Here is a 20,969-nt window from a genome sequence, read left to right on the forward strand (position 1 = left end):
GTTCTTATTGACCATCCGAGGATTGCTCTGAGGATGAAGTATTGGTTGCTTCTGAGTCAGCTGTAGTATTTTCAGTTTGAGATTCTGAAGAGGAGCTTTGTGTTGATTGCTCAGTTGATTCACTGGAACTAGACACTGTGCTACTATAGTTATTGTAAGTATTATAATTATTATAACTATTATAAGCATTGGATAAAGAGCGGCTGCCTCTCAAATAGTAATTTGAACCATAGCGAACCAAACCACTCGGCACTTCCCATTCAGTAGCAGTATAGTCAGAATGCATATAGGCCATCATATTGTGATAAACGTCTGTAGCAACTCGCATCCCATTATCTAAGATCGGGGTCATACGGTTGGTGTAACCGGTCCAAACGGCCATGGCATACTGGCTAGAGTAGCCGACGAAGTTCTCATCTGGAACGACACTGTAGCTATAGTTAGCTTCAGGAACAGAAGCAAGAATGGATTCTGTTTCGCTGTCGGTATAGTTTGAGGTACCGGTTTTACCAGCCATCGGAATACCGCTGACAGTAGCGTTTAGTCCGTAACCATAACTCAATACAGATTTCATCAAATCTGTCATCATATAGGCTGTTTCTTCCGTCATAACACGGTTCCCTTGAGGAGCATACTCCGAAACTGTTCCATCGCTAAAGACAATCTTATTGACATATTGTGGAGCGTAATAAGTTCCGCCATTGGCGAAGGCAGCATAGGCAGCAGCCATTTTTTCAGAACTTGCTCCGTACTGACGACCTGTATCGGAAGTGTTACTAGAAATCGCATTTGAATAGTGCATTTCAGGATAGTCAATACCGATACTGTTCAAGAAAGCTAGAGAGTTTTCCAAACCAGTTGCTTCTAGGGCCTTGACCGCTGTAACGTTTCGTGAGTACTGAATAGCCGTCTTAACCGAAATAGATCCGTAAAATTGCTTATCCCAGTTATTGATAGGAATGGTAGTGCCTGGGAAATTGTAAGGACCGTCGACGATAATGTCTGCTGTTGACGTGTAGACGCCATGTTCGTAAGCAGGGGCATAGTCGGTGATTGGTTTCATAGTCGAACCAAAGTCACGGTTGGTTTCAACGGCCTGGTTGGTACCGAAGGAAACATTACTTGATTGGTGCCGTCCGCCCAACTGTGCAACGACCTTACCGTTTGATACATCCACGACCGTAGAGGCTACCTGCATCAAATCATCCGGGTAGCTGACATACATATCGGTATTGTAAATGTCCCACAACTGCTGTTGAGCAGCAGGATCTACGTTTGTATAGACATCCATACCCGTAGTTAACAAGTTGTAGCCTGTTTTAGCCTCAACTTCTTCGATAACCTGCTTGAGATAGTTATCCATATAAGCAGGATAAGCTGCTTCATTGGATAGAGCCTGTAAACCATCAGTGACTGGAGTCAGCACAGCTTGCTCGTACTGGGCATTGTCGATGTACTTTTCTTCCAACATTTCAGCTAGGACTAAATCTCTGCGTGTTTTAGCATCTTCAGGGTTGGTATAAGGATCGTATTGGTTAGGAGCTTGAGGCATACCTGCCAGTAAGGCGAGCTGGGCTAAAGTAAGATCTTTCAATTCTTTACCATAGTAGGAATGTGCAGCTGTTTTCATCCCGTAGTTTCCATTGGCCATAAAGACTTTATTGACATAGTAGGTCATGATTTCTTGCTTAGTCTTGTCTTTTTCCAGTTGGGTTGCTAACCAGGCTTCTTGAATTTTCCGTTTGATGTTTTGGTCTTCGGAAGAAGTTGAGAAGTAGGTCAGTTTGATGAACTGCTGATCAAGTGTCGAACCACCTTGTAAGCGTCCGCCCGTCAGGTTGTTAACCAAAGAACCAGCGATACGGATAACGTCCACACCCCTATGGTTGAAGAAGCGCTGATCTTCAATCGCAACGATGGCATTGACCAAATCAGTCGGAATTTCTTCGATTTTTGCGCTGGATCGTTTTTCTGCTCCTAGGTCAGCAATCAGACTGCCATTTTTGTCATAAATCTTACTGGATACTGTGGCTGTCAAGCTTTCTTCGGTTAGCTTGGGTGCTGTTGCGATCCAGTAGCCTACCAAGAGAGAACCAGCTAGAAAGGTAATAATAAAGCCAGCTAATAAGATATTTGCAACTACTAGGAGAGTTTTTTTAATACTTGTAGTTTTCAAAAGAGTCACCACCTAATAATTTTTTTTCAACCACTTCAAGATAAGGTACGCTAGGAAAACGTCCCATTTGAACCTCAAAGCCAAATTGCCTAATGAAAGAGAGAGGCATAGATTTACTCCCCTTATCTGTTTGATAAAACTCAATCAAGTGGACAGCCGGTAAGAGATAGGTTTCTTTTAGCGTTGAAAAGTGAAGAAGAACAAAGCATACGCCACCCTGCTTTACAACCTGTTTCATGTGTTCAATCTGATGCTCATGAAAATTCTTCATGGGCATGGATGCTTTTTGTCGCGTTTCCTTGGCTTCGAAATCGATATAATGTTTTTTGAAGACTCCTGAATAATCCGTTGTAGACGCTTGGCGAAAATAGGCCTCAACAATTTTCGCACGGCTTCTCTTGGGATAATCAACCTTTACAATCTGCACAGGAGTAGGTTTCTTGTGTATAACCGCGATCTCGTGAGCTAGGTAGTACAGATTGCTATCATTGATGGCAGCTTCAAAGGACATTCCTCGATTGGCGAAGCTAATTTTTTGAGATGAAACAGAATTGGTTCTATTGATTTTTTTAGCTATCTTATGAGGATAATTGACCATAGAACTCCTTCTTGATAAAATAATATCAGCATATTATACCACAATTAGTGAAAAGAGTACAAGGAATGGATACTAAAAGCCTTTTGATAACAGGGTACAAACATACGGATTTAGGTATTTTCTCAGACAAGGATCAACGGTTAGCTATTATAAAGTTGGCTATCAAGCAGGATCTTGTTCGATTTTTGGAGGATGGGGTTACATGGTTTGTCCTGACAGGTCAGTTGGGTTTTGAATATTGGACTTTAGAAGTTTTAGAGGATTTGCGTTCGGAAGGTTATAGGTTTCAAATAGCGACCATTTTCATGTTTGAAAACCACGGAGAACACTGGAATGAAGCCAATCAGCTAAAGTTACAGCGCTTTAAACAGGCGGATTTCATCAAGTTTGCCTATCCACGTTATGAAAATCCTGGTCAATTTAGAGATTACAATCAATTTTTAATTGACAATACAGATGGTGCGTATATTTTTTATGATTCCGAAAATGAAACCAACTTGAAATATTTGTATCATCAAGTCTTAAACAAAGAGGAGTATGATAGAAAAACGCTTACCTTTGAACAACTGAATGAAGTTGCAGAAAATTTTTCAAATTCTGAGTGATTTGACTTGATTTTTCCCTATTTTTTTTAATATAATAGGGCTAATGATGTTTTAGATATGGGAGAGAGAAATGGCAAGTATTAAATTTACAACTAAAGATATTTTTGAACAAGATTTTAAGATTGGTTTCCGTGGCTATGATCAGGATGAAGTCAATGACTTTTTGGATGATATTATGAAAGATTACGACGCCTATGAAGCCATTATCAAGGAGTTGAAAGGCGAGATTGCTCGTTTGAAGGCCCAGGTAGCAAACGCTCCTAAAGTCGCTGCTGTTGAAGAAGTGAAAGATGTTCTTCCGACGGAACGTCCATCTTCAGCTACAAACTTTGATATTCTTCGTCGCTTGAATCGTTTAGAAAAAGAAGTGTTCGGTAAACAAATTGTTCAAGACTAGTATAGTCTTGTGTGCAATTTTTGGATAATCGCGTGGTAGTTTACTACCATGAGGAAAGTCCATGCTAGCACTGGCTGCGATGCCGGTAGTGTTTGTGCTAGGCGAATCAATAAGCCTAGGGACGTTGATTAACGTTACGGCGGTTAAAATGGCTACGTCTTCGGATATGCCAAAGTAGACCTGAAAGTGCCACAGTGACGAAGTTTTTATGGAAACGTAAAAAATGGAACGCGGTAAACCCCTCAAGCTAGCAACCCAAACTTTGGTCGGGGCATGGGATGGATGGAATTGAACAGAAATCCTGACTGCGAAAGCAGTAGACAGATGATTATCGAAGGTGGTAGGACCTAGTACCACTGGAACAAAACATGGCTTACAGAAAATTGCATAATAGGTAGCTAGCTTTGCTAGCTTTTATTGTAGAGGAAAAAGATGAAAAAACAGTTTGAATTGATAGCGACAGCCGCTGCTGGTTTAGAGGCAGTTGTTGGTCGTGAAATTCGTAATCTTGGCTATGACTGCCAAGTTGAAAATGGTCGTGTACGTTTTGAGGGGGGAGTGGATGCTATCGCTAGGACAAACCTCTGGCTACGTTCGGCAGACAGGATTAAAATTATTGTTGGACAATTTCCAGCAAGAACCTTTGAAGAACTCTTTCAAGGGGTCTTTGGGTTGGATTGGGAAAATTATCTGCCCTTAGGTTGCAAGTTTCCAATTTCCAAGGCCAAGTGTGTCAAATCCAAGTTGCACAATGAGCCAAGCGTACAGGCTATTTCGAAAAAAGCAGTTGTTAAGAAATTACAAAAACACTTCTCTCGCCCAGAGGGAGTGCCGCTCCAGGAAGTTGGGGCAGAGTTCAAGATTGAAGTATCTATCTTGAAAGATCTAGCGACAATCATGATTGATACGACTGGGTCTAGTCTCTTCAAACGTGGTTATCGGGTAGAAAAAGGTGGAGCACCGATTAAGGAAAATATGGCAGCAGCGATTTTGCAACTGTCCAACTGGTATCCTGATAAGCCTCTCATCGATCCAACTTGTGGCTCAGGGACATTTTGTATTGAAGCTGCTATGCTGGCCAAAAATATAGCCCCTGGCTTAAAACGCAGCTTTGCTTTTGAAGAATGGCCTTGGGTGGATGAGCAGTTGGTAGCAGATGTCCGAAAAGAAGCCCAGGCTGCTATAAAATCAGATTTGGTCTTGGATATTGCGGGTTCAGACATAGATGCTCGTATGGTTGAGATTGCCAAGAAAAATGCCTTTGCGGCTGGAGTAGACCAAGATATAGTATTCAAACAGATGCGTGTTCAAGATTTACGGACGGACAAAATCAATGGAGTTATTATTTCCAATCCCCCCTATGGTGAACGTTTGTTGGATGACGATGCAATTATCACGCTCTATCGTGAGATGGGGCAGACCTTGGAACCCTTGAAAACCTGGTCTAAGTTTATATTGACCAGTGATGAGCAATTCGAGAAGCGTTTTGGTAAGCAGGCAGATAAAAAGAGAAAATTATACAACGGTACTTTAAAAGTTGACTTGTACCAATTTTTTGGTCAGCGAGTGAAACGCCAGACCGTAGAAGAGAAAGAGTAGGAGGATATTGTGGAAGAAAATAAGAATAAACTACCTTTGGAAAATGAAAAAGTTTTGGATTTCGAGGTAGCCAAAGATTTAACCATTGCAGAAGCTGTGAAAAAACATAAGGAAATTGAAGCAGGTGTGACGGAAGATGATAGTCTTTTAGACCGTTATATCAAGCAGCACCGTGATGAAATCGAATCACAGAAATTTGAAACCAAGGTCAATCATTTGTCCCTGGTGGAGCCTTCTACCGATGAAAAAGTAGATGTAGTACAGGCAGCAAGTCTTTCAACTACCTTGCCTGAGGATCTTCAAGTAGCTAGCCAGAAGGTAACAGAGCTTGTGGAAGAACCAACAGCGACCTTGGAAGAAACGATAGTTGCAGGCGCTGCTGTCGTTGACAGTGTAACAAGCACTCCTTTAGCTGAAGAGGATGATTGGGGTCAGGCAGAGGAAGCAGAGAAGGATAGAAAGAAAAAAATCTATTTCTGGTCTGCACTAGCAGCTCTCTTTCTTGCTATCCTCGCAACAGCCTTCATGTGGTTGAACTCTGTCAATAAATCGACCACAGAAACAGCTAGCAGTTCAAGCAGTAGTCAGACATCGACCACTGCAAGTAGCTCGGCCGATGCTAACAGCCTAGCTTTTGAACAGCTCTATACTAGCTTCTTTACAGACAGTAGTTTGACCAAACTGAAGAATTCCGAGTTTGGTAAATTGGCTGAGTTGAAGGCTCTCTTGGACAAGATGGATCCGAATTCGGAGACTTATAAAAAGGCTAAAGAACAGTACGATAGCCTTGAGAAAGCCATTGCTGCTATTCAGGCAATGAATGGGCAATTCGATAAAGAGGTCATCGTAAATGGTGAAATTGATACAACTGCCACAGCTAAAGCAGATGCCAGTCTTTCAGCTACTAACACTGGTATTAGCTCGGTGGATAGCTTATTGGCTTCTGTTGTCAATTTTGGACGTTCACAGCAGGAAGTGGCGGCTAGCTCGGCTACAGCCGTTGCTGCTCCAGCTGAGAATACTCAAGCTGCTGCGACAAGCACCGAGACCAGTGCCCCAGCTTCAACAGAGAGCGCAGTAGCTAGTGGTGTGGCTGTTACTTCTGTTTCTGGAGCAGCGACTGCCTATGGTATTCCTGTACCAGATGGAGTAGTTCTGCAGCGTGATCGCAGCCGTGTGCCTTACAATCAAGCCATGATTGATGATGTCAACAATGAAGCTTGGACGTTTAACCCTGGTATACTAGAAAATATTGTGGCTATTTCGCAACAACGTGGCTATATTACTGGTAATCAATATATCTTGGAAAAAGTGAATATTATCAACGGTAATGGTTATTACAATATGTTTAAGCCAGATGGGACCTATCTCTTCTCGATTAACTGTAAAACGGGTTACTTTGTTGGTAATGGTGCTGGTCATTCGGATGCCTTGGATTACTAAGCAAAACAAAAAAGCGGTTGACCCGCTTTTTTTTGTACCCTAGATCTTAGATCGGTTTTCTTTCAAAGGCATCGCTTGAAATGCCTTGTGAAACAATCAATTTTGCCCATTCTTTAGCTGAATGCAGGCTGTGGTCCTTGTAGTTGCCACAGGATTCAATGGTTGTCCCTGGGACGTCTTCCCAAGTAATGCCATCAGCAATTTCTTGCAAGCTAGCCTTGATGACTTGAGCGATTTCTGCAGGGTCTTGCTTGCCCCACATAATCATGTGGAAACCTGTACGGCAACCAAAAGGAGAGCAGTCAATCAAACCGTCAATGCGTTGACGAATGAGCTTGGCCAAAAGATGCTCGATAGTATGCAAACCAGCAGTATCCATGGCATTTTCGTTGGGTTGAATTAAACGAATGTCAAAATTTGTGATGATATCGCCTTTTGGCCCCACTTCCTCTGAAATCAAACGGACATAGGGTGCCTTAACAATGGTGTGGTCCAATTCAAAACTTTCAACGGTAACATCTTTTTTCATGTCTTCCTCCAAACTATTTGATGAATTTATTATAACATATTTGTCAATTTGGAATTGTGAAATCGGTTCAAATATGATAAAATAGAAACAGATTTTGTGAAAATCGAATTTAAAAAAGAGGTAGAAATATGGAACTCATTACACTTGTAGTGGCTCTTGTTTCTGCTCTCATTGGTTTAGTAATTGGCTACTTTGCCATTTCTTTGAAGATGAAATCTGCAAAAGAAACTGCAGAATTAACCCTTTTAAATGCAGAACAAGAAGCTAGTAATGTTCGTGGTCGTGCGGAAGAAGAAGCGGAAGCTATTTTAAAAACAGCTGAACGTGACCGTCAGACCTTGAAAAAAGAATTACTCTTGGAAGCTAAGGAGGAGGCTCGTAAGTACCGAGAAGAAATCGCAGAAGAATTTAAGTCAGAACGTCAGGAATTGAAACAGATTGAAGTACGTTTAACCGAACGTGCCAGCAATTTGGATCGAAAAGATGACAATTTGACCAATAAAGAAAAGACTTTGGAGCAAAAAGAACAAAGTCTAACTGATAAATCTAAACACATTGATGAGCGAGAGCAAGAAGTTGCTAAGTTAGAAGAGCAAAAAGCTCTTGAATTAGAACGTGTGGCAGCACTCAGTCAAGAAGAAGCTAAAGACATTATCTTGACCGATACTCGCGACAAGTTAACGCATGAAATCGCAACTCAAATTCGTGATGCTGAACGTGAGGTCAAAGAGCGTTCGGACAAGATGGCCAAAGACTTGTTGGCCCAAGCCATGCAACGGATTTCAGGTGAGTATGTGGCAGAACAAACTATCACATCTGTTCATTTGCCAGATGATGCCATGAAAGGTCGGATTATTGGACGCGAAGGGCGTAACATCCGTACCTTTGAAAGTCTGACTGGTATTGATGTTATCATTGATGATACGCCAGAAGTCGTTGTCTTATCAGGTTTTGACCCAATTCGTCGTGAAATTGCTCGCATGACTATGGAAACCTTGCTTCAAGATGGTCGGATTCACCCGGCTCGTATTGAGGAATTGGTTGAAAAACACCGTGTGGAAATGGACAATCGCATCCGTGAGTATGGTGAGGCTGCTGCCTACGAAGTTGGCGCACCGAACCTTCACCCAGATTTGATTAAGATTATGGGACGTTTGCATTTCCGTACCTCTTATGGTCAAAATGTTCTTCGTCACTCGATTGAAGTGGCCAAATTAGCTGGGGTCCTCGCTGCTGAGTTGGGCGAAAATGTCAACTTAGCTCGCCGTGCAGGTTTCCTCCACGATGTTGGTAAGGCCATTGACCGTGAGGTAGATGGTAGCCACGTTGAAATTGGAACAGAATTGGCTAAGAAGTACAAGGAGCATCCGATTGTGGTTAACACCATTGCCAGCCACCATGGAGATGTAGAAGCGACAAGTACCATTGCTGTTATCGTAGCGGCGGCTGATGCCTTGAGTGCAGCTCGCCCAGGTTCTCGCCGTGAGTCTATGGAAGCCTACATCAAGCGTCTACAAGACTTGGAAGAAATTGCCAATAGCTTTGATGGAATTAAACAATCCTATGCTATTCAAGCAGGTCGAGAAGTGCGGATTATTGTTCATCCGAATAAGATTTCAGATGATCAAATTACCATCTTGGCCCATGATGTCCGTGAGAAAATCGAAAATAACTTGGATTATCCAGGAAATATCAAAATCACTGTCATCCGGGAAACAAGAGCAACTGATATTGCTAAATAAGTTAGGGGGAGCTAGACTAGCTCCTCTTTCTTTGTGAAAAAATCTTTTGCTCATTTAAAATCAGTTGAAATTCCTAGGGATTTTTGTTACACTAGAATGAAAGATTTTAAAGGAGATATCATGAAAGAGCGAGGCTTACTCATCGTATTTTCCGGCCCGTCGGGAGTTGGGAAGGGAACGGTTCGAAAGGAAATTTTTGACAGTTCGGATAACAAATTTGAATATTCAGTGTCGATGACGACACGCCCACAAAGACCTGGTGAAGTAGATGGAGTGGATTATTTCTTCCGTAGCCGTGAGGAATTTGAAGACTTAATTCGCCGTGGTCAGATGTTGGAATATGCTGAGTACGTTGGCAATTACTATGGAACTCCTTTGACCTATGTCAATGAAACACTTGATAAGGGAATCGATGTTTTCTTAGAAATTGAAGTGCAGGGCGCTCTTCAAGTTAAGAAAAAGGTTCCAGACGGTGTCTTTATCTTCTTGACGCCACCAGATTTGGAAGAACTACAAGACCGCTTAGTTGGTCGAGGAACGGATAGCGAGGAAGTCATTGCCCAGCGTATTGAACGTGCCAAGGAAGAAATTGCCTTGATGCGTGAGTATGACTATGCGGTTGTCAATGATGAAGTTCCATTGGCAGCTGAACGTGTAAAACGCATTATCGAAGCGGAGCATTTCCGTGTGGACCGGGTGATCGGCCGCTATGATGAAATGATTCGTGATGTAAACAAGTAACAGAACCTTAATAGAAAGTAGAGAGAATCCTATTATGATGTTGAAACCATCTATTGATACCTTGTTGGATAAGGTACCATCTAAGTACTCATTGGTTATTCTTGAGGCCAAACGTGCCCATGAATTAGAAGCAGGTGCCAAGCCAACTCAAGAATTTACTTCTGTAAAATCAACCCTTCGTGCCTTGGAAGAAATTGAATCTGGTAATGTGGTTATCCACCCAGACCCAGAAGCAAAACGAGAGGCAGTTCGTCGCCGTGCCGAAGAGGCGAAGCGTTTGGCGGAAGAAGAAGAGAAGAAAATCAAGGAACAAATCGCTAAAGAAAAAGAAGAAGGCGAAAAGATTTAATAAAAAACTCGGTTGGGATTACCATCCGGGTTTCTTTTCACTTACGGATTGATAGAATATTTACAGAAAGGAGGCAGTATGTTAGCACAGGTTATTGTAGACGTCCCTTTGATGCAGACAGATCAAGCCTATTCCTACCGCGTTCCAGCTGAGTTGGAAGAGGTGCTCATGGTTGGTGTGCGTGTCCACGTCCCCTTTGGCAAGGGAAATCGGCTGATTCAAGGGATTGTGGTTGATTTGATTGATGAAGATGACGTAAATAAGATACAAGACTTGAAAGAGCTTGCTGAGGTTCTGGACTATAGTCCCGTTCTCAATCAAGAGCAATTTTGGTTGGCGGACCAGATGAGGAAGTCAGTCTTCTCCTATAAAATTACCCTCTTAAAATCCATGCTGCCCAGCTTGCTCAATTCGACCTATGACAAATTGCTCCGTCCAGGGCTTGGTTTGGAAATGGCAGAGCAGCTTAGTCTATTTGGTGATAAGGAGCAGATCCGTTTTTCTGACTTGGACGTGACAGAGCAAGGAAAAATCATGCGCCTCGCCCAGTCAGGAAAAATCTTGGTAGACTATGTGGCCAAGGATAAGAAACAAATTAAGACAGAAAAATGGTACCGTGTTTGTTTGGAGAAATTACGAGAAGCAGAAATCAGCAATCGAGCCAAGAAACGCCAGCAATTAAGGGAATTTCTTCTTGAACACTCTGAAGACCAGCTCCTTTCAAACCTAAAATCGGACTATTCAGCTGATACGCTCCGCTATTTCCAAGAAAATGGCTATATAGAAGTCTGGGAAGAGGAAGTGTCGCGGACTCAGGGTGTTTTTGATAAGGTGGAAAAAACGCAGGCCTTGGATTTGAATCCGGAGCAGGCCATTGCGGTTCGTGAGATTGTGGCCTCTATCGGTCAGGAAAGTCAGACCTATTTGCTTCAAGGAGTGACTGGTTCTGGGAAGACGGAGGTTTATCTCCAGGTCATTGATAGGGTTTTAAAAATGGGGAAAACGGCTATTATGCTGGTACCTGAAATTTCCTTGACCCCTCAGATGACCAATCGTTTCATCTCTCGTTTTGGTCAGCAGGTTGCTATTTTGCATTCGGGCTTGTCTGAGGGTGAGAAGTATGACGAGTGGCGGAAGATTGAGGCGGGAAATGCCCAGGTGGTTGTCGGAGCTCGCTCAGCTATTTTTGCACCATTGACAAACTTAGGTGTTATCATCATTGATGAAGAGCATGAGGCGACCTACAAGCAGGACAGCAATCCGCGCTACCATGCACGTGATGTGGCAAAGTTGCGGGCTGATTATAATCGGGCAACTCTGGTCTTGGGGTCTGCTACGCCCAGTCTTGAAACACGGGCTCGGGCTAGTCGAGGAGTTTATGGAAGGCTGACTCTTAACCAGAGGGCCAATCCCTTGGCTCGTATTCCAGAAGTGGAAGTTGTGGATTTCCGTGATTACATTGGTCAGCAGGAGGCTAGTAGTTTTACCCCTATTCTGATTGATAAGATTAAAGAAAAGCTGGCTCGTAAGGAACAGGTCGTTCTTATGTTGAATCGGCGTGGTTATTCTTCTTTTGTCATGTGTCGTGATTGTGGGAGTGTTGACCAGTGTCCCAACTGTGATATTTCCCTGACGCTCCACATGGACACAAAAACAATGAATTGCCACTACTGCGGTTTTCAAAAGGGGATTCCTCAGACCTGTCCAAACTGTCAAAGTCGTTCCATTCGTTATTATGGTACGGGTACGCAAAAGGCCTACGATGAATTGCAGGAGCTCTTGCCAGAAGCTAGAATTTTGCGTATGGATGTGGATACTACCAAGAAAAAAGGTGCTCATGAGGACTTGCTCGAACGGTTTGGTCGAGGCGAAGCGGATATTCTTCTGGGAACTCAGATGATTGCCAAGGGCTTGGATTTTCCCAATGTAACGCTGGTTGGGGTGCTCAATGCTGATACGGCCCTCAATTTGCCTGATTTTCGGTCTTCTGAGCGGACCTTCCAGTTGCTAACTCAGGTAGCCGGTCGGGCCGGTCGAGCTGATAAGGAAGGGGAAGTCCTGATTCAGACCTATAACCCCAATCATTATGCCATTGCTTTTGCTAAAGAGCAGGATTATGAAGGTTTCTATCGTTATGAGATGGGCATTCGGAAAAATCTTGGCTATCCACCTTACTATTTTACCGTTGGCTTAACCTTTTCGCACAAGTCGGAAGAAGTTGTCGTGAAAAAAGCCTATGAAACAGTAGCCTTTCTCCGTCAACACTTAACAGATGCAATTCAAATCCTGGGACCGACGCCCAAGCCCATTGCCAGAACCCATAATCTCTACCACTACCAGATTATCTTGAAATACCGGCATGAAGACCGATTGGAAGAAGTCTTGAACCAGATTTTGGATTGGACACAGGAGAGAGAAAATCAAGATTTGCGGCTGATTATTGACAATGAACCGCAGAATATGATGTGATACCTTCACTAGAAAGAAGCTTATGAGCCTACTACCAATCAATCAATTTGCAAAAAGAGCGGGGTAACTTCCGAAACCCTGCGGCACTATGATCGTATTGGTCTCCTAAAACCCTATTCTCAAAATGAGAGTGGGGTTCGTTTTTACCATGTAGAGCAATATGAAAAACTCAGTACCATCAAGGAATTAAAATCTTTGGGTTTGACCTTGGCAGAAATAAAGGACTTTTTGAGGACTGTCAGATACAAACAAGTATGAATCTGATAGAATATCAATTACAGGTTGTCCGACAAGGTCAGGATCACTTGAGAAAAAAATTAGTCAGACGGCAAGAATTTTTGCAAGAGGTTCTGCAGGGAGACTATGAATTCCTGGTTGTCCGAAAGCAGTTGCCAGAAGTATCATTTTTACGTCAAAGTCTATACTTTGAAAATCCAGTTCAGTTATACGAAGCGGTTATGGAAACGAATAGAATAAATCCTACTGACTTATAGCTAAAGCTATTTTGAGTTTAATAAATGGTTAATGAATTATTAGATACCAGTGAAACATTTTGAGTCATACAGCTGATTCTTAAGCTGTTTTTTCTTACACGGAAAATTGCGAAAATCGTGAAATTGTTTTCAGTAAGCTGTTTTCGCTTGCACATTTTCTATATTATGGTATAATTATTTTCTGTGAGTATCCCTCACTTACTCGTGGCTAGACCATGAGTCATTAGACCAAAAGGAGGAACATATCAATGGCTAAATACGAAATTCTTTATATTATTCGTCCAAACATTGAAGAAGAAGCTAAAAACGCTTTGGTAGCACGCTTTGACTCTATCTTGACTGACAACGGTGCAACGATCGTTGAATCAAAAGCATGGGAAAAACGTCGCCTTGCATACGAAATCAAAGATTTCCGCGAAGGTTTGTACCATATCGTTAACGTTGAAGCAAGCAACGATGAAGCTCTTAAAGAGTTTGACCGTTTGTCAAAAATCAACGGCGACATTCTTCGTCACATGATTGTCAAACTTGACGCGTAAGAAGGTAGTTTATGATTAATAATGTAGTATTGGTTGGTCGTATGACCCGTGATGCAGAACTTCGTTATACTCCGTCTAACCAAGCTGTTGCGACTTTTACTTTGGCGGTTAACCGCAATTTTAAAAATCAAAATGGTGAGCGTGAAACGGACTTTATCAACGTAGTCATTTGGCGTCAACAAGCTGAGAATTTGGCGAATTGGGCTAAGAAAGGTGCTCTGATTGGTGTTACAGGTCGTATCCAGACTCGTAGCTATGATAACCAGCAGGGACAGCGTGTCTACGTGACTGAGGTGCTTGCAGATAGTTTCCAACTCTTGGAAAGCCGTACTGCCCGTGAAGGTCAAGGTGGTGCTTATTCGGCTGGCAACTCGTTTGCTGGTGGGAATGATTACAGTTCGCCTTATCAAGCACCTGCACAATCTACACCAAACTTCGCTCGAGAAGAAAGTCCATTTGGAGCAAGCAATCCAATGGATATATCAGACGATGACCTGCCATTCTAGGTCTGAAAATAATAATATAAAGGAGAACACACATGGCTCAACAACGTCGTGGCGGTTTCAAACGCCGTAAAAAAGTTGACTATATCGCAGCTAACAAAATTGAATATGTTGATTACAAAGATACTGAGCTTCTTAGCCGTTTCATTTCTGAACGTGGAAAAATCCTTCCACGCCGTGTAACTGGAACTTCAGCTAAAAACCAACGTAAAGTAACAACAGCTATCAAACGTGCTCGCGTTATGGCATTGCTACCATTCGTAAACGAAGATTAAAAAAACAACCCCGACGGGTTGTTTTTTCATGAGCTTGAAAATGAGAAAGCGAGTAGGTCCAGTGGACCATTTTTTCTTGCGCTCTGGAAATATGAAAAGCGCAATAACAGTATGGACTGTTTTTTCATGAGCTTGAAAATAAGCAAGTGAAGAATATTATCTATCCAGTCTGTTTCAGCTGATTATACAGGCTTATGTCAATGAATAGCATTTCCAGGTGTCTTGATAGCTGGACTGTATAGATGGATAAAAGCGACTGGAATATTCCAATCGCTTTGTTTTATTATTGAACTGGTGACATGGCATTGCGGATATTGTATTTCTTCTTCAAGAAGTAGCGACCTCCGAAAGCTGCAGCTCCAATAAGGATGGTAACAAGTGGAGGCAAGACAGGGTTTAGGCTAGTAGGGATTAGTGCTGCCAAGAGGAAGACAAGTGACCACGCCAGTGTAGCAAGACCAAGGAAGAGGACTGCTTTCAGTAATTTAGGGCGTTGGCCAGTTTTGATTTGCTCTCTGTAAACGAAGTGATACATAAAGTACATACCTGCCCCGACACCAAAACCAATAACTAAGAGGGTAAAGAATCCATATTGGGCACCTTGTCCTAACAAGTTCATCAAGCCATTGATACCAGCGATGATAGCCAGCATAAAGAGACTAGAATCCAGCCACATCAACCAAGGATTTTCGTTGTATTCTACCTGGTCTTTCTTCTCTTGTTCAGAAAGGCTCTTGCTAGCTGCCCACTCACTTGGTGCTCCATAGAGATTGCGAGCTGTTACGCCAGTTTTTTGTTTCTCGATAATAGTCGGCAAGATTTCTTCCAAGAGTTCTTTAATTTCACTATCAGACTTACCATCTTTGATAAGCTGGTTGGTTGCGATGTGGATGAATTCCTGGTTTTTCTTGGTTAATTCTTTAAATTCTGTAAATGACATTGTAATCTCCTAATGTTAGAACCATCTCTTACGAATGAAGTAGAAGGTTAATGATAAGCTGATGGCAAAGGCGAAGAGGATAATCCACCAAAATGCGTAGGGAATATCGTTAAAGGGAATGATGTTATCCTTAAAGTTCATACCATAGGCAGAGAAGACCATGGTTGGAATGGACATGACAATGGTCATGAGGGCCAAGGTTTTCATGATGGTATTCTGGTTGTTGGAAATGATGGAGGCAAAGGCATGGGTCATCGAATTCAGGATGGAACCATAGATATCTGCCATCTCGATTGCCTGTTGTGTTTCGACCAAGGTGTCTTCCAGCAAATCTTCGTCTTCTTCGTATTTTCGAAGGAGACGAGAAGAACTAGCCAACTTTTTGACTAACCGTTCGTTGGTTTTAAGGGATGCCTTGAAGTAGACGATGGTTTTTTCCAATTCCATGAGGACGATTAATTCTTCGTTACGAGTTGCTTCATGGAGTTGTTTTTCGATTTCTTCACTCTTTCTGTCGATAGTCCGTAGGGCTGACAAGTAGAGTTGTGCATTGCGGTACAAAATTTGGAAAACAAAACGTGACCGCATAAAAGTATAGAAATTGCGCAGTCTCCGATGGATAAATTGATCAAAGAGAGGCAGAGGTTCCAAGCAAGTGGTGATAATGGCATCTGCGGTCAAGACAATACCAAGCGGAATGGTGATATAGTAGGTCTTATTATTTCGCTCTTCAAGAATAGGAACGTCCACCAAGATTAGTGTGTAATCATCTTCGACGGTGATACGAGAAGATTCTTCCGCATCGAGCGGTGCTCGTAGGTCAGCGATATCAATCTTATAGTGTTCAGCCACTTCCATGGACTCGCTCTGGGAGGGGTTGACCAAATTGATCCAAGCCCCAGGTTCAAAGGTTTGGATTTCTTCTAAATCAGTCATGGTTGATAGAAAAATCTGTTTCATATGATGCCCTCCTTTGTACATTGATGCGTTGACGCAACCTCTATTATACCAAAAAATGTACTATTTCGGAAAGGTTTTATGCAGAAATGTGTTATAATATGGAGACATTTAAGTGAGTAAGTTGTACGGTCTTTTTTTATCTCTCATGGTACAGCTTAGAGCCTCTTAAGAAAGGAATTGAATACGCCTTAACCACTGTGTGAAAAATGGTCATTTCCGTGTATACGGATGAGAGTTTTTGTGTCTAAGAAATCAAAGATTTCGGACTTACCACCTATTTTCACCGTAGGTTTTACGTGTTTTGTATCTTAAATTATGCAAGAAAATATTGTGATTCATGGGGCGCGTGCCCATAATTTGAAAAATATTGATGTGACTATTCCGCGTGAGAAGTTGGTGGTGGTGACTGGTTTGTCGGGATCTGGTAAGTCGAGTTTAGCTTTCGATACTCTGTATGCCGAAGGCCAACGTCGTTATGTGGAAAGTCTATCAGCCTATGCTCGTCAATTCTTGGGCAACATGGACAAACCTGATGTGGATTCCATAGAGGGTCTCAGCCCTGCTATTTCCATAGACCAAAAAACAACTTCGCGTAACCCTCGTTCGACGGTTGGGACGGCGACTGAAATCAATGATTATCTCCGCTTGCTCTATGCTCGGGTCGGGGTGCCTTACTGTATCAATGGTCATGGTGCAATTGCGGCTTCTTCGGTGGAACAAATCGTTGATGAGGTCTTGGAATTGCCTGAACGCCAGCGTTTGCAGATTTTAGCACCTATTGTGCGAAAGAAAAAGGGGCTACACAAGACCATTTTTGAGAAAGTGCAGAAGGATGGCTATGTTCGGGTCCGTGTCAATGGAGATGTCTATGATGTGTCGGAAGTGCCTGAGTTGTCTAAGAGCAAGGCTCATAACATTGAGGTTGTGGTCGATCGGATTGTCATCAAAGAAGGCATTCGTTCGCGACTTTTTGACTCCATTGAGGCGGCCCTGCGGATTGCGGACGGCTATGTCATCATCGATACCATGGACGATAAGGAACTGCTTTTCTCTGAGTACTACGCCTGTCCAGTTTGTGGCTTTACGGTGCCTGAGTTGGAGCCTCGCCTCTTCTCTTTCAATGCTCCTTTTGGGTCTTGTAGCGACTGTGACGGTTTGGGCATGAAGCTGGAAGTGGATACGGATTTGATTGTCCCAGATGCCAGCAAGACCTTGCGTGACGGTGCCTTGGCTCCTTGGAATCCAATCTCTTCCAACTACTATCCTCAGATGCTGGAGCAAGCTATGAACCATTTTGGTGTGGACATGGACAAGCCTTTCGAGGAATTGACGGAAGAGGAGAAAAACCTGATTTTCAACGGTTCTGACGGGAAGGAATTCCATTTCCATTATGAAAATGAGTTCGGTGGGGTGCGGGATATTGACATTCCATTCGAGGGCTTGATTACCAACATCAACCGCCGTTACCGTGAAACCAATAGTGATTATACACGGACAGTCATGAAGACTTACATGAATGAATTGACCTGTGGGACCTGCCACGGCTATCGCCTCAATGACCAAGCCTTATCTGTCAAGGTCGGTGGTGAGAAGGGACTTCATATCGGGCAGTTGTCTGACTTGTCCGTAGCGGATCATCTGGAAGTCATTGAAAATCTGACCTTGTCTGAAAATGAAGCCACCATTGCGACACCGATTGTCAAGGAAATCAAGGACCGCCTGTCCTTCCTTAATAACGTAGGTTTGAATTACCTGACATTGTCCCGAGCAGCAGGTACCCTTTCGGGTGGGGAGAGTCAGCGGATTCGTCTGGCGACCCAGATTGGCTCCAACCTATCTGGTGTTCTTTACATCTTAGATGAGCCGTCGATTGGTTTGCACCAGCGGGACAATGACCGCCTGATTGCTAGTCTGAAAAAGATGCGTGATTTGGGCAATACCTTGATTGTGGTGGAGCATGATGAGGACACCATGCGTGAGGCGGACTGGTTGATTGATATCGGTCCAGGCGCAGGTGTCTTCGGTGGAGAAATCGTGGCCTCTGGAACGCCTGCCCAAGTAGCTAAAAACAAGAAATCCATTACAGGTCAGTACCTGTCTGGCAAACGAGAAATTCCAGTCCCTCTAGAACGCCGTGTCGGAAATGGTCGTTTCCTAGAGGTAACAGGTGCCAAGGAAAACAATCTGCAAGATGTAACGGTCCGTTTTCCACTCGGAAAATTTGTTGCGGTGACAGGGGTGTCTGGATCTGGTAAGTCAACTCTGGTCAACTCCATTTTGAAAAAAGCTATCGCCCAGAAACTCAATCGCAATTCGGACAAGCCAGGCAAGTTTAAAACCATTTCAGGAATTGAACACTTGGACCGCCTGATTGACATTGACCAAAGCCCGATTGGACGGACACCACGTTCCAACCCAGCTACCTACACAGGTGTCTTTGACGATATTCGTGACCTCTTTGCCCAGACAAATGAAGCCAAAATCCGTGGCTACAAGAAGGGGCGTTTCTCCTTTAACGTCAAAGGTGGTCGTTGTGAAGCCTGTTCGGGTGATGGGATTATCAAGATTGAAATGCACTTCCTGCCTGATGTCTTTGTTCCTTGTGAAGTCTGTCATGGACATCGCTACAATTCTGAAACCTTGGAAGTACACTACAAGGAGAAAAATATCGCTCAGGTCCTTGATATGACGGTTAATGATGCGGTCGAGTTCTTCAAACACATTCCAAAAATCGAACGCAAGCTCCGCACCATTCAAGATGTGGGCTTGGGCTATGTGACTTTGGGGCAACCTGCGACAACTCTTTCGGGTGGTGAGGCTCAGCGGATGAAATTGGCTTCTGAACTCCACAAGCGGTCAACTGGTAAGTCTTTGTATATCCTGGACGAGCCAACGACTGGCCTACATACTGAGGACATTGCCCAATTACTCAAGGTCTTGGCCCGATTTGTCGATGACGGCAACACTGTCCTTGTCATCGAGCACAATCTGGATGTGATCAAGACGGCTGACCACATTATCGACATGGGGCCAGAAGGCGGTGTCGGTGGCGGTACCGTTGTCGCGACAGGAACGCCAGAAGAAGTGGCTCAAAATCCAGCCAGCTTTACAGGCCAGTATCTGAAAACTAAGTTGAAATAAGCAAGTAAAAAAGAGCCGTCGGCTCTTTTTTACTCTTGAGAATACTTTTTTTTACTTGCAATTGCTTAAATGGCATAAATTCGCTATAATAGAAAAAATAAGGTTTCAATAAGGAGATGTCCATGCAATCTGAATACGTTTTACTCTGCAGTCCATACCGATATAGCTCGGTTTTTGCGAATGTAGTGAATAGACAATTTATCGAAAAAGAACTACTGAGTGTCGTCATGCCAGGTGTCAACATTACGACAAGAAGTATGCTGAGAACCATGTTGGAAACAAACTATGGTATTACGGATGAGTCGAGTTTGAAGGAAGAAATTGCCAAGCTTGAAAATGGTGATTATCATGCTTTAGAAGATATTTCTTCATTTCTCAATGGAATAGAGAATTCAGAGGTAAAAGAATTTTATCTTTCTTTACATGAATTAACAGATTCTCGAAACATCCAAGGCTTTGACGATTGCCGTATTATTGATGTCTTAACGAAATCCTATGCAGCTCGCTTGATTTCCAAAGAAGAATTTGAGGAACTCTTTACTAAGCAAACGGAACGTATCAGAAATGGTTATCAAACTTGGGAACAGTATCTAGCATCTTGTGTACTTGGAAAATTGCTTCAATTTATCCCAGCTTCAGAAACCATTAAAAGTGTTGAAGATTACATCATAGATATTTATTCCTTCTGTATTGCACCGACCAATGTATTTGCCTATGGGACGTTTTGGGCAAATCACGACTTGGCTCATTTGACAGCCTTGTTAGAAAACTTCTTGCCCGAGGAAATTCTTACAGATATCAAATCCAGACAAAATCTTGTCGATTATAAGGGGCAGATTCCAGGCTTGAATGCACCTTCAAATGCCTTGATTGCTTACTTTGATGAAAAATACATAGACACAAATTTGATTGATACCAATCGTTATGATTATCTAAGTCAGCTTGCGGACTATGTTTTTTGGACACCACTGGTTGAGAACAATCTGGAATGGCTGATTACAGAAAAGAATCTGAAAGAACAAGACACAATTCTGTTGCCGACAGAATTTGCCAGCTATTATTCAGCCAGCGAATTTTGGGATTGTTACAAAAAATACCCTGAATTACAGAATGAACATATTTTTGCCATGTTTAAAGGTGTTTTCAGTATAACTGTCTTGTTTACGGAAGAAGCAGCATACACCTTTAAGAAAAAATTATTCGGAAAACCTGCACTGGTTAAAATCCCTTGGGACCAAGTTCCTTTACAGGCTTCCCTTGATTTAGAATTTAAAGAGAGCAGAATCCTTTTGGATAAAAAGGTTATTTCTGATGTCAGTCCAGTTTTAAGTGAAATTGGTTTAAATGAAGACACATTATCAAGCCTAAATTCTCAAGAAAGAAAAGCACTTGAAAAGGAATGGCAAGAAAAAATGAATCAGTTCCTAGAGAGTATTCCACAACGAATTCGTGAATTCAAAGGGAAATGA

The 20,969-nt window shown here is 42.7% G+C and carries 20 protein-coding genes and 1 other RNA gene; 16 read left to right on the top strand and 5 right to left on the bottom strand.

Annotated elements, in window-relative coordinates; all coding sequences use genetic code 11:
- Window positions 1-4: 4 nt before the first annotated feature.
- Together pbp1a and recU are read right to left on the bottom strand one after the other, a co-directional pair.
- Complete coding sequence (gene pbp1a / locus C1G57_RS02220) at window positions 5-2,176, bottom strand: penicillin-binding protein PBP1A (protein WP_161941089.1); 2,172 nt, start codon at window positions 2,174-2,176, stop codon at window positions 5-7.
- On the bottom strand, window positions 2,157-2,774 hold the full coding sequence (recU, locus tag C1G57_RS02225; RefSeq protein ID WP_105113576.1) for a Holliday junction resolvase RecU: 618 nt from the start codon (window positions 2,772-2,774) through the stop codon (window positions 2,157-2,159). The genes pbp1a and recU overlap by 20 nt, the downstream gene beginning before the upstream one ends.
- 65 nt (window positions 2,775-2,839) lie before the next feature.
- On the opposite strand from recU, the gene C1G57_RS02230 reads away from it, so the two are divergent.
- From C1G57_RS02230 to C1G57_RS02250, 5 genes are all read left to right on the top strand, one after another.
- Window positions 2,840-3,379 carry a DUF1273 domain-containing protein gene (locus C1G57_RS02230; RefSeq protein ID WP_105113577.1) on the top strand — a complete coding sequence of 180 codons (540 nt, stop codon included), beginning with the start codon at window positions 2,840-2,842 and terminating at the stop codon, window positions 3,377-3,379.
- Window positions 3,380-3,449: 70 nt separating this feature from the next.
- A complete protein-coding gene (gene gpsB / locus C1G57_RS02235) occupies window positions 3,450-3,776 on the top strand; it encodes a cell division regulator GpsB (RefSeq protein ID WP_105113578.1) in 327 nt (108 codons plus the stop codon).
- A 16-nt stretch (window positions 3,777-3,792) separates the two neighbouring features.
- An RNA gene (gene rnpB, locus C1G57_RS02240) (RNase P RNA component class B) lies at window positions 3,793-4,157 on the top strand.
- A 51-nt stretch (window positions 4,158-4,208) separates the two neighbouring features.
- Window positions 4,209-5,375: a THUMP domain-containing class I SAM-dependent RNA methyltransferase gene (locus tag C1G57_RS02245; protein WP_105113579.1), complete on the top strand. Its 1,167-nt coding sequence runs from the start codon at window positions 4,209-4,211 to the stop codon at window positions 5,373-5,375.
- A 9-nt stretch (window positions 5,376-5,384) separates the two neighbouring features.
- On the top strand, window positions 5,385-6,818 hold the full coding sequence (locus tag C1G57_RS02250) for a cell division site-positioning protein MapZ family protein (RefSeq protein ID WP_238595256.1): 1,434 nt from the start codon (window positions 5,385-5,387) through the stop codon (window positions 6,816-6,818).
- Between the two features lie 46 nt (window positions 6,819-6,864).
- On the opposite strand, the gene C1G57_RS02255 is transcribed toward C1G57_RS02250, so the two are convergent.
- Window positions 6,865-7,347, bottom strand: a complete 483-nt coding sequence (locus C1G57_RS02255) for an S-ribosylhomocysteine lyase (RefSeq protein ID WP_105113581.1) — start codon at window positions 7,345-7,347, stop codon at window positions 6,865-6,867.
- A 128-nt stretch (window positions 7,348-7,475) separates the two neighbouring features.
- Between C1G57_RS02255 and C1G57_RS02260 the strand changes: the two genes are divergently transcribed.
- The 9 genes from C1G57_RS02260 (at window position 7,476) to rpsR (ending at window position 14,459) form a co-directional block, all read left to right on the top strand.
- The gene (locus C1G57_RS02260; RefSeq protein WP_105113582.1) at window positions 7,476-9,089 is read left to right on the top strand and encodes a ribonuclease Y; all 1,614 of its coding nucleotides are present in this window, start codon (window positions 7,476-7,478) and stop codon (window positions 9,087-9,089) included.
- A gap of 120 nt (window positions 9,090-9,209) precedes the next feature.
- Window positions 9,210-9,830 (top strand): guanylate kinase, encoded by a 621-nt coding sequence (gene gmk / locus C1G57_RS02265; RefSeq protein ID WP_105113583.1) that lies wholly within the window; start codon window positions 9,210-9,212, stop codon window positions 9,828-9,830.
- A 34-nt stretch (window positions 9,831-9,864) separates the two neighbouring features.
- Entirely contained in the window at window positions 9,865-10,179 is a 315-nt protein-coding gene (gene rpoZ / locus C1G57_RS02270; protein ID WP_004195201.1) for a DNA-directed RNA polymerase subunit omega, read from the top strand.
- A 78-nt stretch (window positions 10,180-10,257) separates the two neighbouring features.
- Complete coding sequence (locus C1G57_RS02275) at window positions 10,258-12,648, top strand: primosomal protein N' (protein ID WP_105113584.1); 2,391 nt, start codon at window positions 10,258-10,260, stop codon at window positions 12,646-12,648.
- A 45-nt stretch (window positions 12,649-12,693) separates the two neighbouring features.
- The gene (locus C1G57_RS11635; RefSeq protein ID WP_105113649.1) at window positions 12,694-12,906 is read left to right on the top strand and encodes a MerR family transcriptional regulator; all 213 of its coding nucleotides are present in this window, start codon (window positions 12,694-12,696) and stop codon (window positions 12,904-12,906) included.
- Window positions 12,903-13,142: a hypothetical protein gene (locus C1G57_RS02285; protein WP_105113585.1), complete on the top strand. Its 240-nt coding sequence runs from the start codon at window positions 12,903-12,905 to the stop codon at window positions 13,140-13,142. Before C1G57_RS11635 ends, C1G57_RS02285 begins: the two co-directional genes overlap by 4 nt.
- A gap of 248 nt (window positions 13,143-13,390) precedes the next feature.
- Complete coding sequence (rpsF, locus tag C1G57_RS02290; RefSeq protein WP_024418487.1) at window positions 13,391-13,681, top strand: 30S ribosomal protein S6; 291 nt, start codon at window positions 13,391-13,393, stop codon at window positions 13,679-13,681.
- Between the two features lie 11 nt (window positions 13,682-13,692).
- Window positions 13,693-14,187, top strand: coding sequence for a single-stranded DNA-binding protein (locus C1G57_RS02295; RefSeq protein WP_105113586.1), 495 nt, complete (start codon window positions 13,693-13,695; stop codon window positions 14,185-14,187).
- Between the two features lie 32 nt (window positions 14,188-14,219).
- Complete coding sequence (rpsR, locus tag C1G57_RS02300) at window positions 14,220-14,459, top strand: 30S ribosomal protein S18 (protein ID WP_002939250.1); 240 nt, start codon at window positions 14,220-14,222, stop codon at window positions 14,457-14,459.
- Between the two features lie 283 nt (window positions 14,460-14,742).
- Here rpsR and C1G57_RS02305 read toward each other — a convergent pair whose 3' ends face one another.
- Entirely contained in the window at window positions 14,743-15,399 is a 657-nt protein-coding gene (locus tag C1G57_RS02305) for a DUF1129 domain-containing protein (RefSeq protein WP_105113587.1), read from the bottom strand.
- 15 nt (window positions 15,400-15,414) lie between these two features.
- On the bottom strand, window positions 15,415-16,359 hold the full coding sequence (locus tag C1G57_RS02310) for a magnesium transporter CorA family protein (protein WP_105113588.1): 945 nt from the start codon (window positions 16,357-16,359) through the stop codon (window positions 15,415-15,417).
- Window positions 16,360-16,674: 315 nt separating this feature from the next.
- Between C1G57_RS02310 and uvrA the strand changes: the two genes are divergently transcribed.
- On the top strand, window positions 16,675-19,500 hold the full coding sequence (uvrA, locus tag C1G57_RS02315; RefSeq protein WP_105113589.1) for an excinuclease ABC subunit UvrA: 2,826 nt from the start codon (window positions 16,675-16,677) through the stop codon (window positions 19,498-19,500).
- Between the two features lie 122 nt (window positions 19,501-19,622).
- Complete coding sequence (locus tag C1G57_RS02320) at window positions 19,623-20,969, top strand: DUF1266 domain-containing protein (protein WP_161941090.1); 1,347 nt, start codon at window positions 19,623-19,625, stop codon at window positions 20,967-20,969.

This window comes from Streptococcus suis (assembly GCF_002960425.1).
GTDB classification, from domain to species: domain Bacteria; phylum Bacillota; class Bacilli; order Lactobacillales; family Streptococcaceae; genus Streptococcus; species Streptococcus suis_S.

Bases quoted from the DNA above. Each gene is read 5' to 3' on its own strand.
- gmk (WP_105113583.1), top strand. From the start codon at position 9,210: ATGAAAGAGCGAGGCTTACTCATCGTATTTTCCGGCCCGTCGGGAGTT.
- recU (WP_105113576.1), bottom strand. From the start codon at position 2,774: ATGGTCAATTATCCTCATAAGATAGCTAAAAAAATCAATAGAACCAAT.
- gpsB (WP_105113578.1), top strand. From the start codon at position 3,450: ATGGCAAGTATTAAATTTACAACTAAAGATATTTTTGAACAAGATTTT.
- C1G57_RS02245 (WP_105113579.1), top strand. From the start codon at position 4,209: ATGAAAAAACAGTTTGAATTGATAGCGACAGCCGCTGCTGGTTTAGAG.
- C1G57_RS02275 (WP_105113584.1), top strand. From the start codon at position 10,258: ATGTTAGCACAGGTTATTGTAGACGTCCCTTTGATGCAGACAGATCAA.
- rpsF (WP_024418487.1), top strand. From the start codon at position 13,391: ATGGCTAAATACGAAATTCTTTATATTATTCGTCCAAACATTGAAGAA.
- rpsR (WP_002939250.1), top strand. From the start codon at position 14,220: ATGGCTCAACAACGTCGTGGCGGTTTCAAACGCCGTAAAAAAGTTGAC.
- uvrA (WP_105113589.1), top strand. From the start codon at position 16,675: ATGCAAGAAAATATTGTGATTCATGGGGCGCGTGCCCATAATTTGAAA.
- C1G57_RS02230 (WP_105113577.1), top strand. From the start codon at position 2,840: ATGGATACTAAAAGCCTTTTGATAACAGGGTACAAACATACGGATTTA.
- C1G57_RS02310 (WP_105113588.1), bottom strand. From the start codon at position 16,359: ATGAAACAGATTTTTCTATCAACCATGACTGATTTAGAAGAAATCCAA.
- C1G57_RS02285 (WP_105113585.1), top strand. From the start codon at position 12,903: ATGAATCTGATAGAATATCAATTACAGGTTGTCCGACAAGGTCAGGAT.
- C1G57_RS02255 (WP_105113581.1), bottom strand. From the start codon at position 7,347: ATGAAAAAAGATGTTACCGTTGAAAGTTTTGAATTGGACCACACCATT.
- C1G57_RS02295 (WP_105113586.1), top strand. From the start codon at position 13,693: ATGATTAATAATGTAGTATTGGTTGGTCGTATGACCCGTGATGCAGAA.
- rpoZ (WP_004195201.1), top strand. From the start codon at position 9,865: ATGATGTTGAAACCATCTATTGATACCTTGTTGGATAAGGTACCATCT.
- C1G57_RS02320 (WP_161941090.1), top strand. From the start codon at position 19,623: ATGCAATCTGAATACGTTTTACTCTGCAGTCCATACCGATATAGCTCG.
- C1G57_RS02260 (WP_105113582.1), top strand. From the start codon at position 7,476: ATGGAACTCATTACACTTGTAGTGGCTCTTGTTTCTGCTCTCATTGGT.
- C1G57_RS02305 (WP_105113587.1), bottom strand. From the start codon at position 15,399: ATGTCATTTACAGAATTTAAAGAATTAACCAAGAAAAACCAGGAATTC.